General features: G+C 67.7%; 12 protein-coding genes and 1 pseudogene. 7 read left to right on the top strand and 6 right to left on the bottom strand.

The annotated features are described in order from the left end of the window. The first annotated feature begins 44 nt into the window (after nucleotides 1–44). Nucleotides 45–1,073: an arabinan endo-1,5-alpha-L-arabinosidase gene (locus COC42_RS01470; RefSeq protein WP_096341517.1), complete on the top strand. Its 1,029-nt coding sequence runs from the start codon at nucleotides 45–47 to the stop codon at nucleotides 1,071–1,073. Then, a pseudogene (locus tag COC42_RS01465) lies at nucleotides 1,070–2,104 on the top strand (glycoside hydrolase family 43 protein); the annotation flags it as partial. The gene COC42_RS01470 and the pseudogene COC42_RS01465, both read left to right, overlap by 4 nt. Before the next feature lie 94 nt (nucleotides 2,105–2,198). Here the strand turns inward: COC42_RS01465 and COC42_RS01460 are convergent. Continuing rightward, complete coding sequence (locus COC42_RS01460) at nucleotides 2,199–3,167, bottom strand: family 43 glycosylhydrolase (RefSeq protein ID WP_096341515.1); 969 nt, start codon at nucleotides 3,165–3,167, stop codon at nucleotides 2,199–2,201. After that, complete coding sequence (locus tag COC42_RS01455) at nucleotides 3,167–5,971, bottom strand: TonB-dependent receptor (RefSeq protein ID WP_096341514.1); 2,805 nt, start codon at nucleotides 5,969–5,971, stop codon at nucleotides 3,167–3,169. The genes COC42_RS01460 and COC42_RS01455 overlap by 1 nt, the downstream gene beginning before the upstream one ends. A gap of 226 nt (nucleotides 5,972–6,197) precedes the next feature. Between COC42_RS01455 and COC42_RS01450 the strand changes: the two genes are divergently transcribed. After that, on the top strand, nucleotides 6,198–7,361 hold the full coding sequence (locus COC42_RS01450) for a glycoside hydrolase 5 family protein (protein ID WP_096343015.1): 1,164 nt from the start codon (nucleotides 6,198–6,200) through the stop codon (nucleotides 7,359–7,361). 5 nt (nucleotides 7,362–7,366) lie between these two features. Here COC42_RS01450 and COC42_RS01445 read toward each other — a convergent pair whose 3' ends face one another. Genes COC42_RS01445 through COC42_RS01435 form a run of 3 tightly spaced genes read right to left on the bottom strand, consistent with a single transcriptional unit; the run spans nucleotide 7,367 to nucleotide 9,824 of the window. Continuing rightward, nucleotides 7,367–8,341, bottom strand: coding sequence for a glycoside hydrolase family 43 protein (locus tag COC42_RS01445; protein ID WP_245843762.1), 975 nt, complete (start codon nucleotides 8,339–8,341; stop codon nucleotides 7,367–7,369). After that, a complete protein-coding gene (locus tag COC42_RS01440) occupies nucleotides 8,341–8,964 on the bottom strand; it encodes a 2-dehydro-3-deoxy-6-phosphogalactonate aldolase (protein ID WP_096341512.1) in 624 nt (207 codons plus the stop codon). Before COC42_RS01440 ends, COC42_RS01445 begins: the two co-directional genes overlap by 1 nt. Beyond that, nucleotides 8,961–9,824 carry a 2-dehydro-3-deoxygalactonokinase gene (locus tag COC42_RS01435; protein ID WP_096341511.1) on the bottom strand — a complete coding sequence of 288 codons (864 nt, stop codon included), beginning with the start codon at nucleotides 9,822–9,824 and terminating at the stop codon, nucleotides 8,961–8,963. Before COC42_RS01435 ends, COC42_RS01440 begins: the two co-directional genes overlap by 4 nt. A gap of 135 nt (nucleotides 9,825–9,959) precedes the next feature. On the opposite strand from COC42_RS01435, the gene COC42_RS01430 reads away from it, so the two are divergent. From COC42_RS01430 to COC42_RS01415, 4 genes are all read left to right on the top strand, one after another. Next, a complete protein-coding gene (locus COC42_RS01430) occupies nucleotides 9,960–10,694 on the top strand; it encodes a FadR/GntR family transcriptional regulator (protein WP_096341510.1) in 735 nt (244 codons plus the stop codon). A 74-nt stretch (nucleotides 10,695–10,768) separates the two neighbouring features. After that, nucleotides 10,769–12,733 carry a S9 family peptidase gene (locus COC42_RS01425; RefSeq protein WP_096341509.1) on the top strand — a complete coding sequence of 655 codons (1,965 nt, stop codon included), beginning with the start codon at nucleotides 10,769–10,771 and terminating at the stop codon, nucleotides 12,731–12,733. Nucleotides 12,734–12,793: 60 nt separating this feature from the next. Beyond that, nucleotides 12,794–14,668, top strand: coding sequence for a putative bifunctional diguanylate cyclase/phosphodiesterase (locus COC42_RS01420; RefSeq protein WP_245843761.1), 1,875 nt, complete (start codon nucleotides 12,794–12,796; stop codon nucleotides 14,666–14,668). Continuing rightward, entirely contained in the window at nucleotides 14,668–16,347 is a 1,680-nt protein-coding gene (locus COC42_RS01415; RefSeq protein ID WP_096341508.1) for a sensor histidine kinase, read from the top strand. The genes COC42_RS01420 and COC42_RS01415 overlap by 1 nt, the downstream gene beginning before the upstream one ends. Here the strand turns inward: COC42_RS01415 and phhA are convergent. Then, entirely contained in the window at nucleotides 16,320–17,192 is an 873-nt protein-coding gene (gene phhA / locus COC42_RS01410) for a phenylalanine 4-monooxygenase (RefSeq protein ID WP_096341507.1), read from the bottom strand. The two genes, COC42_RS01415 and phhA, sit on opposite strands and share 28 nt — an antisense overlap. Nucleotides 17,193–17,220: the final 28 nt, after the last annotated feature.

Below are 17,220 nucleotides of genomic sequence, written 5' to 3'. Positions count from 1 at the left end.
TCTTTAGTATGACAAGTCGTCACAGGTGGCGACGGGAGAGCGTGATGTCTGCCCGATTATCGGTTCGTGCCGTACTGCTGGCGCTGACGCTCGTCGGCGCCGCCCCGGCCAGCGCGCAGGTGCCAGAGGGTGACGTGAGTCCCGTTCACGACCCGGTCCTGCTCCGCGAGGGCGGGGTCTGGCACGTCTTCTCGACCGGCATCGGGAAGGATGGGCAGGGCGTCCTCGCCGAGCGCACGTCGGACGATCTGGTCCAGTGGCGGGCGGGAACGCCGCCCTTCACCAAGCTGCCCGACTGGGCGGTGCGGGCAATCCCTGGAGCGCGCAACCTTTGGGCGCCCGATATCAGCTATGTGAACGGGCGGTACCGGCTCTACTATTCGGTCTCGACCTTCGGGTCGAACCGCTCGGCGATCGGGCTGGCGATGAGCGCGACGCTTGACCCCCGGGCGCCGGGCTATGGCTGGCGCGATGAGGGGGTGGTGCTCGAGTCCAGGCCGGCCGACGATTTCAATGCGATCGACCCAGCCTTCATCGCCGATCGAGAAGGCAGGCACTGGCTGGCGTTCGGCAGCTTCTGGAGCGGGTTGAAGCTGGTCGAGCTCGACCGCCGCACGGGCAAGCCGCTAAGGCCCGGCGCGAGGCCGCTGGTACTTGCCCGGCGCCCCGTGCCGCAAGGCGCACCCTCGATCATCGAGGCACCGTACATCTTCGAGCGGGGCGGCTGGTACTGGCTGATCGCCAGCTACGACTATTGCTGCAAGGGGGCGGCGAGCACCTATTACACCGTCATCGGCCGCTCGAAGTCGATCACCGGCCCCTATCGGGGCAAGGATGGAAGTTCGATGCTGGCGGGCGGTGGCACGGTGCTGCTGCGCGCCGATCTCGAAGAGAAGGGGCGGTTCCGCGGACCGGGCCATGCGGGGCATTTCCGCGGGGCCGACGGCGTCGATCGGCTCGTCTATCACGCTTATGACAAGGAAAACAAAGGCGCGCCGACGCTGCGCATCGCGACGCTCGACTGGGGCGCCGATGGCTGGCCGGTGATCGCCGCGAGGGGAGAGAAGCCATGACGACGAAGATCTCACGCCGGTTGCTGATCGGCGGCCTGGCGACGAGCGCGGCGTTGCCCGCGTTGGCGCAGCGGCGGCGGGCGGGCACGCGCATCGTCAATCCGCTGGTGAAGAACCGCGCCGACGCGCAGGTCTTTCGGCACGAGGACGGCTGGTACTACATGACCGGATCGGTGCCCGAGTACGACCGGCTGGTGCTGCGGCGGTCGCGGACGATCGCGGGCTTGACGACGGCAACCGAGCGGGTGCTGTGGCGGCACGAGGCGAATGGGCCGATGTCGGGCTTCCTCTGGGCGCCCGAGCTGCACCGGATCGACGATCGCTGGATCATGTACTTCGCCGCGGGTCCGAGCGGCGGCGGCGAGGACGTGTTCCGCATCCGCACCTATGCCGTCGTCTGCGACGGACCCGATCCGATGACGGGCAGCTGGTCGGTGCTGGGACAGCTCCAGACGCCGTGGGACAGCTTCAATCTCGACTCGACGGTCTTCACGCATCGCGGCACGCGCTACATGGCCTGGGCGCAGCGCGAGCCGGGGATCGAGACCAACTCCAACCTATATCTTGCGCCCCTCGCCACGCCGCTGACGCTCGGGGCGAAGCCGGCACGGCTCACCGTCCCCGAACTGCCGTGGGAAGTCAGGGGCTTCAAGGTGGCGGAGGCGCCCGCGGTCCTGGCGCGCAATGGGCGGCTGTTCATGACCTATTCGGCTAGCGCAACCGATGCGCGCTATTGCCTGGGTATGCTGACCGCGCGCGACGATGCCGACATCATGGACCCGGCAGTCTGGTCCAAGTCACCGGTGCCGGTGATGCAGACCTCGGCCGCGCGGCGCATCTATGGTCCCGGCCACAACAGCTTCACCACCGACGAGCGGGGGCGCGACATGCTCGTCTTCCACGCGCGCGACTACGAGAAGATCGAGGGCGATCCGCTGTTCGACCCCAATCGCCACACGCGCGTGCAGCCGATCCGCTACGACGCCGCAGGGGTGCCGGTCTTCGATCCGCCGGTCGCCAATGGGCCGCTCGCCTGAACGAAAGCGACCCGGCAGCGTGGAGCTGCCGGGTCGGTCGAGGTTGGGCGGGCTTTTTTGGGGGAGAAGCGCCCGCCCCGTTTATGCCTTACCGCCCCGCCGTCAGCGTCGGCGCGGCCTTGCCGTTGGTCATGCGGATCGGTCGAATACTACCGTCGGGGGCGTAGTTCACGCGGTCGATCGCGATCTGGCGCTCGCCCTTGTACGGCTCTGGCCCCTGCGGATTTTCCCAGCGGTGATAGACGATCAGCGTCTCGCCTTTTGGGGTCACGACGAAGCTGTGGTGCCCCGGTCCCTTGCGTGTCGCGTCGCTTTTCAGGATCGCACCGCGATAGGTGAACGGACCGGTGGGCGAGGGGCCGGTGGCGTAGTGGACCGAATAGCTCTCGCCGTTGAACCGGCCATGGCTGTAGGACAGGTAATAGGTGCCGCGCCGCTCGTGCATGAACGCGCCCTCGGTGAACTGTGGCGGGTTGGCCACGGCGATCTCGCGCTTGATCGAGACCATGTCACGATTGAGCTCGAACACGCGCAGCGTCGATCCCGCGCTGCCGCCCGCGTAGAAATAGGGCGTACCGGTTTTCGGATCTACGTAGACCATCGGGTCGATCGCCTCGAACCCCTGCCGCCCGGTGAGCAGCGGCTTGCCGCTGTCGCGGTAGGGTCCCTCGGGCCGGTCTGCGACGGCGACGCCGATATGGCTGAACTTCGGCGTGTTGGGGCCGAGCGAGTAGTAGAGATACCATTTGCCGTTCGCGCGGGCGACGCCGGGCGCCCACAGGAAACGCTCGGGCGCGCCGTCGTCGCGCACCCACTTGATCGACTTGCGGTTGAGAAGCTGGCCGCGGTCGCGCCACGACTTCAGATCGCGTGAGGAGAAGGCGTGGAAGCGGTCGGCGTCCCACGCCCCCACCGGCCCGCCGGTGGGGAACACCCACAACTCCCCGCCGATCATCAGCGCGTGCGGATCGGCGCCCTGGAACTGGGGATTGCCCTGGGGCGCCGGTGCGGCGGCCCCCAGGGTCAGGACGAGGGAGAGGAGGGCGAGGCGCTTCATCAGAAGCGGAACCGCACGCCGACCGAATAGGTCCGCTCCAGATACAGGATCTGGCGGGCATATTCGTCGCCCGCATCGTTGAACTCGCGATACCGGCGTAGCGGATTGCCGAGCACGTTGACGACATCGAATGCGAAGGTGACGTTCGGCACCGGCGTGACGGTGGTCGAGAAGTCGAGCTGACCGCGACCCTTCTCCACGACGCCACGGGTGCGCGGGCTGCCGTCGGGGCCGACGTCGAGCGCCTCCTGGCTATAGAACTGCACGAAGTCCGAGCGGTAGTTATAGGCGAGACGAGCCGAGAAGAAGGGCTTCTCGTAAAGGCCGACCAGGTTGCCGGCCCATTCGGACACGCCGTTGAAGCGAACCTGCTGCCCCGCGATGTTCGGCGCGCTGGCGAGCGTCGAGCTGAGATCGCCCTTCGAGTCGATGTAGGTCGCGTTCGCCTGAATGCCGAAGCCCCGCGCCCATTCCGGAATCCCCTCGAAATCGAGGAAGCTCGTGAAGCCGATCTCGGCCCCCTGGAAGCGGGTCTGGCCGGTATTCTCGGGAAGGTCGAGGCGCGAGGGGCCGTAGCCGACATCCACCGGCGCCAGCTGGATGCGACTGATGAAGCCGTTGGCGTCGCGGCGGAACAGCGCGCCGGTGAGCGACCCCGAGCGTGAGAAATACCATTCGAGGCTGATGTCGTAATTGTCCGACGTCAGCGGGCGGAGATTGGGGTTGCCGCCGCTAATGAAACGAAGATTGCTGTTCGGATCGTTGGGGTTGGGCGGATTGTTCGGGTCGATCGTCGGGGGCGGGCCGACCGTGAGCGTCGGGTTGAGATCGAAGAAGTTCGGTCGGGTCCGCGTCTGGGTATAGTTGAGGCGCAGTTGCACCTCGCTGCCGATGCCGAAACGGGCGCTCGCGTTCGGCAGATAGTCGGTATAGTCGTTCTCCGCAGTAATCGGCGAGAAGGTCGGGGTCGCGCCCGAATTGTCCTGCACGAAGCCCGAGATCGTCGTTTCGGTCTTCACCGCTCGCAGGCCGATGAGGCCGTCGAGCGTGATGTTGCTGCTGATGTCGAAGCCGTATTTGACCTGCGCATAGGCGGCGTAGGACTTTTCGTTGGCGACGAAGTTCTCGGTCGGGTTAAACGCGGGCTGTCCTTCGGGCGCGCCGTAGAAGGCGCGCAGTTCCGCGAGGTTATCGCGGATGCTCTCCGACGGGATCGCCGCGAAGGTACGCAATGGCCAAGCGCGGTTATAGTCAAAGCCCGGCCGCGTCGATTCGATCGAGACCGGCAGCGCCGTCAGCGGAATGCCCGCGGGCAGGTTGAAGATATAGGCCGAGCCGCGGTCGCGCGTCGCGTCGCGGTCGTTGAAGCGAACGCCCGCCTGGATGCGCTTGATGAAGCCGCTGTCGAAATCATACTGGGCGTCGGCGCGGGCCTGAATGTCCTTGCCGGTGACGACGAGGTTTTCCTGAAAGAAGCCGCGGCTGAGGAAATTGTTGGGATCGGTGACATCGAAATCGCGGAAGCTGAGGCTCGGCCCGCCATCGTTGCCCTCCACCTCGAAGACCACGTCACGTACCGGCGAGCTGGCGAACGCATGGTCGATGTTCACGAGGTCGAAGGTGTATTTGCTGTCGGTATAGGCGACGTCCGCCGACAACTGGAGCCCACCCTTCTTCCAGGTTAGGCCGCCGCCGATCTGATAAGTATCGGTCTTGCCTTCGGCCGACCCGTAATAGCCGTCGGGCGCGTTGGCCCCCGTCACGGTCGCGCTCTGCATGATGTTGGTGCCGGGGCGCGTCGTCACGTTGGTGAGCTGGAAATCGGGGCCGCCGAAGATCGGGAAGAACAGGAACCGGTTCTCGTCGCTGCCGCGATACCCCTGGAACAGTCCGTCGACATAGATTTCGAGCTCGGGCGTCGGCTTCCACTGGAAGGCGGCGTTGGCCGAGGGGCGGAAGCGGTCGCCATAGCCGTAGAACAGGCCCTGCGCGTCGGGGAAGCGGACATTGGCGTTGCCGGGCGCGTTCGCCTCGCTCGTGGTGCCGATCACCAGCGACTGCTCGCGCGTCGCGTCGAGGAAGTTGATGCCGACATAGCTCGCGTTGACGAGCAGGCCCATCTCGCCGATGCCGGTATCCCAACGATTGCTGACGAGCAGATTGCCGTTCCACGACAGCTCGCCCGACTGTTCCCACGATACGCCGTTGAGCGAGCCCGAGAGCTCGAACCCGTTGAAGTCGAAGGGGCGGCGGCCGCGCACGTTGATCTGGCCGCCGATGCCACCCTCGATCAGGTTGGCGGTGCCGGACTTGTAGACCTCGAGCGCGGCCACGGTGCCGGCGGGGAAGTCCTGGATCTGGACGAAGCGACCCTCGGCGGTGAAGATCTCGCGTCCGTTATAGGTTGTGCTGATGTCGGGCAGGCCGCGGACCTGCACGCCCGCCGCCTCGCCACCACCGCGCGTCACCTGCACGCCGGTCACGCGCGCGAGCGCTGCGGAGGCGAAGGTATCAGGTAGTTTACCGATATCCTCGGCGACGATCGCATCGACGATGCCGTCGGAATTGCGCTTCACCGCCTGCGCCGATTCGAGGCTGCGGCGAAGGCCGGTGACGACGATCTCGCCATCCTCTGCCGCGCCTTCCTGCGTCGAGGGGCCGGGCGTGGCGGGGTTAGCGGTCTGGTCGGAGGCGGTTTCGGGCTTGGGCGTTTCCTGCGCGCCGCTCTGGGCCAGCGCCGGTGCCGCGGTGCCGATGGCGATCAGCAGCGAAGCCGATCCCAGAAGAAATGTTTTGGCGTTCATTGTCTCTCCCCGTGTGGCCCATCCACGTCTGCCGCGTGGATAACTCCGACATATCGCTGCGGAACGGCCGCTGCAATACACATTTATCTGATATATTCGATTTTGATAGCTTGTGGAAGCGTTTCGCGGCGCGTTAGGGTCGATGACAGAGGCGGTAATCCCGCCTGCAACATCGGACGAACGCGGCGCACGACAGATGCCGGTCGCGCAATATGGGGAGAGTGAGATGAAGGCGATTGTTGCGGGTCTGCTGGCGTCGATCAGCCTGTTCGCCGCGCCGGCGGCGGCGCGCGAGCGCTGGACCGAGGCCGAAGCCAAGGCTTGGTACGACCGGCAGCCGTGGCTGGTCGGCGCCAACTATGCGCCCGCGAGCGCGATCAACCAGCTCGAGATGTGGCAGGCCGATACCTGGAACCCGGCCGAGATCGACCGCGAGCTGGCGCTCGCCGAGGGGATCGGCATGAACACGATGCGCGTGTTCCTGCACGATCAGCTCTGGGAACAGGATGCCGAGGGCTTCAAGCGCCGGATCGACGAGTTCCTGACGATCGCCGCGCGGCACAGGATCAAGCCGCTGTTCGTGCTGTTCGACAGTTGCTGGGACCCGAACCCGAAGCTCGGGCCGCAGCATCCGCCGATTCCCGGCGTCCACAATTCGGGCTGGGTGCAGGGGCCGGGCATGGCTGGGCTGCGCGACAAGCGGCGCTATCCGGCGTACAAGGCCTATGTGCAGGGCGTGATCGGCGCGTTTGCGAACGATCAGCGCGTGCTCGGCTGGGACCTGTGGAACGAGCCCGACAACGGGGCCGACCAGTACAAGGGGCAGGAGGGCAAGGAGCCCCTAGTCCGCGCGCTTCTGGCGCAGGTGTTCGAATGGGCGCGCGACGCCGACCCCAGCCAGCCGGTGACCTCGGGCGTGTGGATCGGCGAGGATTGGACGCCGGGCGGCAAGGGATCGCCGATGGAGAAGCTCCAGCTCTCGCAGTCCGACGTCATCACCTTCCACGACTATAACTGGCCCGAGACGTTCGAGCGGCGCATCCGCCAGCTATTGCCCTACAACCGCCCGATCCTGTGCACAGAGTATATGGCGCGCGGCAACGGATCGACCTTCGACGGGTCGCTGCCGATCGCCAAGCGGTACAATGTGGCGATGATGAACTGGGGCTTTGTCGACGGGAAGACACAGACGCGCTTCCCCTGGGACAGCTGGCAGAAGCCCTATGTGATGGCTGAGCCGACGATCTGGTTCCACGAAGTGTTCCGCGCCGACGGCACCCCATACCGGCAGGCCGAGGTCGATCTCATCAAGCGGCTGGCCGCGGCGCCCAAGGGAGTGGTGCCGGCAGCGCCGATCGCGATGGTGCAGCCGGCGCGGCGGCGGCGCTGATCGCGTCAGGGGGCGGGCGCAGGGCCGGCGGCGGGGCGAGGGAAGATCGGCTGACCGTCCCGCGCCCACGTCACTTGCTGGACATGGGGCGCGCGGTCCTTGCCGCAACCGAGCCCCGCCCGGTTGTTGGCGTGATAGACGATCCAGCTGCGCCCGCCCGCGGTGAAGAAGCCGTTGTGGCCCGGCGCCCAGATGTTCGTGGAGGGTGACTTGGCGAGCACCGGCGTCCGCGCCTTTTGCCAGCTTGCCGGGCGCATCGGATCGCTGCCGGGCGCGGCGCTGAGCAGGCCGAGCGCGTAGTCGTCGGACCAGCAGGCGCTGCCCGAATAGGCGAGGTGGAGCCCGCCGTCAGGACCGCGCAGGAACGCCGGCCCCTCAAGGATCTGGCGGCCGCCCTGCCGCTCCCACGCCCGGTCGGGCCGGGCGATGATCGCTTCCTCGCCCGCGAGCTTCCAGGGATCGGTCATGCGTACGATGGCGATGACACTGTCGGGGCCGACATAGGGCGAATAGGCGAAATAGCGCCGGCCGCCGGCGGTCAAGGTGGTGCCGTCGATGCCGGGCCGGGCGGTGTTGATGCGGCCGCGGTCGATCCACTTGCCCTTCAGCGGATCGGCCGAGCGGTTCTCGAGCACCCAGATGCCGCGATGTGCGTCGTCGTCGGCCGCCTTGTCGCTGGCGGTGTAGTAGAGGAACCAGCTTCGCCCGATGCGGTGCAGTTCGGGCGCCCAGATCGACGCGCTGTTGGGGCCGCTTGCGGGCGCGCGCCAGACGACGTGCTCGGGCGCGTCCGCGAGCCGTGCGAGGTCGCGGGTCGCGCGGATCGCCAGCCGGTCGCCGCGCGTCGCCATGAAGTAAAAGATGCCGTCCGCCTCGACGATCCACGGATCGGCGCCCGAGGGGAGGATGGGGTTGGTGAGCGTCCGCGCGTCCGAGGCGGCGACCAGCGTGGCTGCCGCAAGCGCCAGTATCGCGTGCATCATCCCTCGTGCCAGGCTTTGACGAAGGCGCGTGCCGCAACCCCGACCTCAGCTGCGGTGGCGCCGCGCTTGTAGAGGGCGGAGCCGAGGCCAAAACCGTCTGCCCCCGCCGCCCGCCATGGCGCCATCGTGTCCGGGCCGATCCCCCCGACCGCCAGCACGGGCACCTGCTTCGGCAGGACCGCACGCTGCGCCTTGAGCACGGTCGGCGTCGCGGCCTCGGCAGGGAACAGTTTGAGCGCGGTCGCGCCCGCCTGAAGCGCGGCGAACGCCTCGGAGGGCGTGAAATAGCCGGGAAGCGACGCCATGCCGCGCCGCGCGGTCTCGGCGATGACGCTAACGTCGGTGTTGGGGGAGACCACCATCCGCCCGCCCGCATCGGCGACGCGGCCGACATCCCCGGGCGTCAGCACCGTACCCGCGCCGATCATCGCCCGGTCGCCATGCGCGCGCGCCAGCGCCTCGATACTCGCAAAGGGATCGGGCGAGTTCAGCGGTACCTCGATCAGGGTGAACCCCGCCTCGACCAGCGCGTCGCCGATCGCGACGACTTCGTGCGGCTCGACCCCGCGCAGGATCGCGACGAGCGGCATGGCGGCGAAGGCGGCGGCGAAGTCGGTCATGCTTGAAGCTCCCGGATGCGGATGATGCCCGCGAGGAACGCGGCGTGGCTGTCGACGAGGATCGCACGCGCGCCCAGCGCCTCGATCGCGGCGGTATAGAGCGCGCCGAGCGCGGGGTCGGCGAGCAGGTGGACGGTCTCGCCGACGCGGACCTGTGCCCGGCAATCGCTGCCGATCAGCAGGCCGCTGACATAGGCGGCGGCATCGGCATCGTCACGCAGGCCCAGCACGCTCGCGGCGCGCACCCCGAACAGCGCAGCGGTGAGGTCGCCTTCGCCGCTTCGGGCCACGCCCTCGCGAAAGGCCGGGCCGTCGATGACCGTGCCTTTCATCGTCGCACCGATCAGCGCATGGTCGCGCAGCAGCGCGAACAGCTCGCCGGTCATCGCCGTCGCGAAGGAGACGAGCGCGCCGCGCTCGATCCGTGCCCATTTGCAGTGGGTGCCCGGCTGGCACATCAGCGCGTCGGCGGGGGCGAGCCCAGCGGCGACGGCACCGAGCAGCTGAACCTCCTCGCCGCGCATGACGTCGCCGCGGCTGCCCTCGGCGGTCGAGACGCCGGGCACGATCCAGGCGTCGTCGGCGACCTGACGAAGCCCGGCCGCCAGCGCATCGAGCGTCGCCGGGCACGGGACATAGCCGGCATCGGCCCAGCCGCGGTTCGAGCCCACCATCCCGGCCATCAGCATCGGCAGAGAGCCCAGCCGCGCGCGGACGGCCGCTGCCGCTTCGACGAAGCCACCCGCCGGCACCGCAAGGATGCCGTGACCGTCATGCATCATGTCTGCGACGCGCCCATCCTCGACGCGCCAAGCGCGGCGATTGGTCGTTCCCCAATCAACGGCGATGAAGTCGCTCATCGGCTGCGTTCCGATTTCGGACGTACCATCGCAGACAGTTCCTCGGCGGTTTTTTATAATATCAATCGTTCTTGTCGATCTCACACTGATCTGCAACAGTCTTTCGCCGGGAAAAGAGAGCAGGGGTGCGTAAAGATGGCCGACGATCCGCTGGTCCGCGGCGAGCTGGGCCGGAACCTGACCTTCGGGCTGCTCGAGGTGCTCGGCCGCGCGATCGTGACCGGCGAATATCGTGACAAGCCGTTCCCGATCGAGGCTGACATCGTCAAACGCCACGGCGTCAGCCGGTCGGTCACGCGCGAGGCGGTGAAGATGCTGGCCGCCAAGGGACTGCTGGCGGCACGGCCCAAGCAGGGCACTTTCCTCCGGCCCGAAGAGGCGTGGAACCTGTTCGATACCGACGTGCTGCGCTGGCTGCTCGAGCGGCGGTCGAGCCTGACGCTGCTGCGGCGGTTCAGCGAGTTGCGCATCGCCGTCGAGCCCGCCGCGGCGGCGCTGGCCGCGCGTCACGCGACCGAAGAACAGATGGCCGCGATCACTGCCGGGCTTGACCGGATGCGCTCGGCCGAGATTGGCGACGACGATGCGCTCGAGGCCGACATCGCTTTTCACGTCGCGGTGCTGCGCGCATCGAACAATCCCTTCTTCGCGCAGTTTCGCGACGTCGTGGCGACGGCGCTGCGCACCTCGATTCGCTTCACCAACCGGCTGGCGGGGCGCACAGCCAGCATCGCCGACCACGCCGCGGTCGCCGATGCGATCCTCGCCCGCGACGGCGGCGCGGCGCATGCCGCAATGGAGCTGCTGATCGCCAAGGTGCTCGACCTGATCGTCGCCTCGGTCGAGGGAGAGGGCGCGCAGCGGCAGTAACGCGCGCAACCGCTTGCGGCGGCGTCGTTCCGAGCACTACAAGTCGGTGTTCCCGATAGCCTGAAGGATCGCCGATGCCGCGTCTGAAGCCGTTGTTCCTTGCTGCCACGATCCTCGCCGCGCCGGTGGCGGCGCAGCAGCAGCCAGCCGCCCCGGCGGCCGCCTCGACCCGGCAGGTCGGCACCGCGACGCTCCAGAACGTGCCCGAGATCCCGGCCGACGTGCGCGCGGCCGTGCAGCGCTATCAGAACAGCCGCTCGGCCGAATTCCAGGACTGGCTGCCCGACGGGACGATGCTGATCGCCACCCGTTTCGGCGCGACTGCACAGCTGCACCACGTCGCGGCGCCCGGCGCTGACCGGCGCCAGATCACCTTCTATGCTAGCCCGGTCGCGGGCGCCGACGCACTGCCCGGACAGGGCAACCGCTTCATCCTGACGCGCGACACCGACGGCGACGAGTGGTTCCAGCTGGCTGTGAAGGGGCTGAGCGGCCCCGAGGCCCTGCTGACGGAGCCCGGCACGCGCAATGGCTCGCTTGTCCTTGCAAAGGACGGCAGCCTCGCCGTCTGGGCGCGTGCAACCAAGGGTGCGGCGACCTACACGATCCTCTCGGCCGATCCCCGGCAGCCGGGCACGCGGCGCGAGCTCTACAAGGCCGATGGGGCCGTCGCGCCCGCCGACCTTAGCGAGGACAAGTCGAAGCTCGTCTTCCTGCGGTCTATCTCGAACCGCGAAAGCCAGATTTTCGTACTCGACCTTGCGAGCGGGCAGGCGAGCCGGATCGCGCCAACCGCGCCTGCCGCCCGCTACGAGGATCCGCGCTTCCTGCCGGGCGGCAAGAGCCTGATCGCCATTTCCGACCGCGACAGCGACGTGCGCCGGCTGGTCGAGATCGACCTGGCGACGGGTGCCGAGCGGGTGCTGACGCCGGGATTGAAGTGGGATGTGGAGAGCTACGACCTGTCGGGTGACGGCCGCATCCTTGCCTATGCGATCAACGAGGACGGGTTCAGCCGCGTGGTGGTGCAGGATCGCGTCACGCGCCGCGCGCTGCCGCAGCCGACCCTGCCCAAGGGCGTGCTGTCGGCGCTGAAGTTCGCGCCCGACAATCGGCGTCTCGCGATCGGGCTGTCGACGGCGACCTCGGCAGGCGACGTCTGGACCTATGATGCCGTGGCCGGCGGTCAGCTCACCCGCTGGACCAACAGCGAACTCGGCGACCTCGATCCCGCGAAGCTCGCCGAGCCGAGCCTCATCCGCTTCAAGTCGTTCGATGGCCTGTCGGTCCCGGCCTTCGTCTACCGGCCCACGGGCGTGCCCGCGGGCACGCGCACGCCGGTCATCATCGACATCCATGGCGGGCCGGAGGCGCAGACGCGGCCGAGCTGGAACTACGGCGCGCAGTATTTCGCGGATGTGCTCGGTGCGACGGTGATCCTGCCCAACGTCCGCGGCTCCGACGGCTATGGCAAGCGCTACCTCAACCTCGACAATGCCGAGAAGCGCGAGGATTCGGTCAAGGACATCGGCGCGCTGCTCGACTGGGTGAAAGCGCAGCCGAACCTCGATGCGGGCAAGGTCGCGGTCTATGGCCAGTCCTATGGCGGCTATATGAGCCTTGCCGTGATGACCCATTACAGCGACCGGCTGGTCGGCGGGGTCGAACGCTATGGCATCAGCGACTTCCGCACGTTCCTCGAACGGACCGAGGCCTATCGCCGCGACAATCGCCGCGCCGAATATGGTGACGAGCGCGATCCCGAGATGGCGAAGGTATTCGCGCGGATCGCGCCGATGGCCAACCTGCCGAAGATCACCAAGCCGATGCTGGTGATGCAGGGGGCGCAGGACCCGCGCGTGCCGCAGTTCGAGAGCGACCAGGTGGTCGCCAAGCTGCGCGGGCAGGGCGTCGAGACCTGGTACGTCCTGTTCAGCGACGAGGGCCACGGTTTCCAGAAAAAGGGCAACAACGACCTTCGCCGCGAAGTCGAGACGATGTTCCTGCGTAAATTGTTCGCTCAGACGCCCGCGAAGTAGGCGTCCGTTAACCCTGTCCGCTTACTCCGTCGAAAGGCCGATCGCGGGGGAGCGGGACAGGTGCGCATTCTGATTGTCGATGACGAAGCGGCAATGCACGACAGCTATCGCCATTGCCTGTCGCCAAATGCGCACGGCGAGGCCGCTTTGCGGGCGATGGCCGACGAGCTGTTCGGTACCGCGGCGCCCGTGGCGGATGCGCCGCACTTCGAACTGGTGCATGCGCATCAGGGGCAGGAAGCGGTCGATCTGGTCGCCGCGGCAGGCGAGAATCGCTTCGCCGTCGCCTTTGTCGACATATGCATGCCGCCCGGAATTGACGGGCGCGAGACCGCGCGCCGCATCCGCGCGATCGATCCCGACATCAACCTCGTCGTCGTCACCGGCTTCTCGGACTATGCTCCGATCGAGATCGGTCGCGTCGCGGGGCCGGTCGACAAGCTTTCCTACATCGCCAAGCCGTTTGAGGTCGAGGAGGTGGTGCAGACCGCCACTGCGCTCGCCCGGCGCTGGCAGGTCGATCGGGAATTGGCGGCGGTGCGCGCCCAGCTCGCCGAGAAGGTCGAGCTCCTCGAGGAGCAGACGCGCGAGCTGGCCGTCAACGAGATGAAGGCACTGCACCTCGCCAACCACGATCCGCTGACCGATGCGCCCAACCGTCTGGCCTTCATCCGCTCGCTGTCGGGCTGGGTGCGGGCGGACGAATGCTTCGCGATGGTGATGCTCGATCTCGACCGCTTCAAGCTGGTCAACGACACGCTCGGCCATCTGGCGGGCGACGAGATGCTCCGGTCGATCTGCGACATCCTGTCGGCGCAAGTGCCCGAGGGCGGCATGGTTGCGCGTCTTGGCGGCGACGAGTTTGCACTGCTGTTTCCCACCCCCGGCGTCGAAGCCGCGGTGATGGAAGCCGAGCGCATGATCCACGCCTGTGCCGCCAATTTTCGCATCTTCGGCCATACGCTGCAGGGAAGCGCCTCGGCCGGCCTGGTCGTGATCGAGCCCGGCGCCGATGCCGATCCGACGGATGTTATGCGCCGGGCCGATCTGGCACTCAACGATGCCAAGAAGAATGCGCGCGGAGGCGTGCGCCTGTTCGACGAGCGGATGGACGAATCGGTCCGCTTCCGGCGCCTGATCGAGAGCGGCCTGTCCAGGGCGATCGAACAGGGCGAGCTTCGCCTCGTCTATCAGCCGATCGTCTCGCACGACACGCTGGAGGTTGTCGCATTTGAGGCGCTGATGCGCTGGGACAGCGGCGAGTACGGCACGATCAGCCCGGCGATGTTCATCCCGATCGCCGAGGAATCGAACCTGATCCATGAGCTGGGCGATTGGGTGCTGGGCGAGGCGCTCAAGACGCTGGAGCACTGGCCGGGGCAGTATGTCTCGGTCAATTTCAGCCCGCGCCAGTTCCGCCGACCCAATTTCGTCGGCCACATCGTCGAGCGGGTTGATCGCGCGGGCATCGCCCCTTCACGCCTCCAGATCGAGATCACCGAGACGGCGATCTTCGACGATGCCGAGCGTGCAGCGGAGACGCTCTATCGCCTGCGCCAGATGGGCTTCCGCATTGCCCTTGACGATTTCGGCACCGGTTATTCGAGCCTGTACAATATCCGCAAGTTCGCGCTCGACTGTCTCAAGATCGACCGAAGTTTCATCGACAGCATGGGCCGCGAGCGCGAATCGGCGGCGATCGTCCATTCGATCATCCATCTGGGCCGCGCGCTCGGTCTCGAGGTGGTTGCCGAGGGGGTCGAGACCGAGGCACAGGTCCAGTCGCTGCGCATCGCTGGATGCAGCCACCTGCAAGGCTTCCACCTCGCCCGACCGCTCGAGGCCGATCGCACATTCGAGATTGCCGAGGCGGGACACGTCGCGACCAGCGCGGTGATCGCCGACGCGCCGCGCGGAAGCGGGACGCACGGGTGATGCCCGCGCGCATCGCGCGCGGCATATCGGGGGTAGCACGTTCCGCGCGGGGGTGGATCGACCGCTCGCTCGGCGCGCAACTCGTCGCGATCCTGACCGGCGTTGGCCTGCTCGGATCGGTGGCGATCACGCTGCTGCTGGCGATCGTCATTACGCCGGGCTTCGACCGTCTGGAGATCGAGGCGGCGGCGGCACAGCGGGACCGCGTGGCGGCGACGCTGGCGGAGATCGGCGAGCGCACCGTGGCGGCCGCGGCGAGGGCCCGTGGTCGGTCGGCGGCAACCGGCGTCGATGCGATTTACCCGGCGGGCGCGCGTCGCCTGCCCGCCTGGCTGCCGGCGGGAACCGCGCGGCTGGCCTATGTCGTGGGCGATGGTCGGCTGGCCATCGTGGCGCGTGCCGAAGGATCGGTCGCGGTCCGCTTTATCGACGAGCCGATGCTCATGGAGAGGATCGGATTCCCGGTCGAGATCGTGGCCGGGCTCGCGGGTGCAGATGCGGTGCGCGACGGCAGTCTTATACGCGTGGCGATACCGCTCACCGATAGCGACGGGGGGACTGCCGGATCGCTGCGCCTTTCGATGCCACGTGACCTTTCGAAACTGGGTCAGCGGATGCTGATGCTGGCGGTGGGCGGGTCGACCCTGCTGCTCCTCATCGTGCTGGCGGTGCTGCGCCGGTCGATCACCGCGCTGGTACTCGGGCCGCTCGGCCGGCTCGAGGCGCAGATGCAGGCGGTACGCGCGACCGGCACGCTGGCAGCGCTGCCGACAGAGCCGCGCGGTGACGAAATCGGCGGCGTGACAGCCAGTTTCAACGCGATGATCGCACAGCTGGCGGACCTCAGCGAGCAGTTGAAGGCCCAGTCCTATCGCCTCGGCCAGTCCGAGAGCGCGGTGGCGATGATTCACAATGTACGCAACGCGCTGACGCCGGTCAGCACGATCCTGTCGCAGGGGCTGGCGCAGCCGCCGCCCGTCGAGCTCGAGCTGATTGCGCGCGCGCTGTCGGAGCTGGCCGACGATGCGGTGCCGGCGGCGCGGCGACGCAAGCTGACGGCCTTTGTGGCGGCGGCATTCGAACAGGAGCAGGCCGCACGGACCGAGCGGGTCGAGCGACTGGAGGTCGCGCGCGACTCGATGCGCCACGCGCTCGCGATCATCGGCCGGCAACAGGCCGACGCGCAGGCGCGTCCGCACCTCGCCCCCTGTGACCTTGGCGAGATCGTCGCGGCCAATGCGGCGATCGCCCGGTTCGCGGGCGCGCTGCCGGTAACGCTCGACCTGCCCGAGGATATGGGCTGGGCAATCGCCAGTCGCGTGGTGCTGAGCCAGGTGGTCGGCAATCTGCTCGCCAACGCGGTCGAGGCCATCGCGGCGACGGGACGGGCGGGACGGATCGGCGTGACCATCGACGCGCACGGCGATCGGCTGAAGCTGACGATCGCCGACAATGGCGAGGGGTTTGACGAGGCGCGGGCCGGTCGGCTGTTCCAGCGCGGCTTTTCGACCCGCACGGACAAGGCCGGCGGGCTCGGCCTTCACTGGTGCGCGAATGCGGTCAACGCGATGGGTGGATCGCTGACGCTCGAGAGCGACGGGCCAGGGCTCGGCGCGCGCGCGATCCTGACGCTACGCGCGGCCCCGCTCGATCAGGCGGGCTCGCGCGCCGCTGCATAAGCCTGGGTGCCGCGGTGGATCACGCGATCGCCCTCGACCAGCTGCGCGACCGGGATCGAGGGCCGAGGCAGGATGCGTTCGTAGAGCGGGGCGAAGTCGGTTTCGACCGTTACGCGCAGCAGTTCGTCGAAGCTCGGCACCACGAAGTAGTTCTGCTGGAAATCGTCGATCCGGTACTCGGTGCGCATCACCCGTTCGAGGTCGAAGCCGATCCGATGCGGGCTCGGATCGTCGAGCGCGAATACGCTCTCGGCGGATGACGATACGATCCCTGCACCGAAGATGCGCAGCCCCTCGTCCTCCTCGACCAACCCGAACTCGACCGTGTACCAGTAGAGTCGCGCCAGCTGCGGCAGCGCGCCGAGCTCGAGCGCGCGCAGCCCGCCGCGGCCATAAGCGGCGAGATAGTCGGCGAACACCGGGTCCGCGAGCATCGGCACGTGGCCGAACACGTCGTGGAAAACGTCGGGCTCCTGAAGATAGTCGAGCTGGTCCGCGCGGCGAATGAAGTTGCCCGATACGAAGCGGCGATTGGCCATATGCTCGAAGAACACGTCGTCGGGGACGAGGCCGGGGACGGCGACCACCTGCCACCCGGTCAGCTTCATCAGTCGCTCCGACAGGTCGTCGAAATTGGGGATGCCGCCGTCGGAGAGGCGAAGCGCGTCGAGGCCGCGCAGGAACGCCGTGGACGCGCGGCCGGGCAGCAGCTTTGCCTGCCGCTCGAACAGCGTATCCCAAACGGCGTGCTCTTCGCGCGTGAACGCATCCCAATTTTGTGGGATGGTCCAGTCGGCGGCAGCACCTTCGGGCGGGGCGGCGTGGATGTGCAGGTCGGCGGTCATCAGCGAGATATAGGCAGTTGCGGGCGAA

It is taken from the genome of Sphingomonas spermidinifaciens, assembly GCF_002351485.1.
Lineage (GTDB): Bacteria > Pseudomonadota > Alphaproteobacteria > Sphingomonadales > Sphingomonadaceae > Sphingomonas > Sphingomonas spermidinifaciens.
The sequence above is the reverse complement of the archived record's forward strand: the minus strand, read 5'-3'. Positions and strand labels throughout refer to the sequence as shown.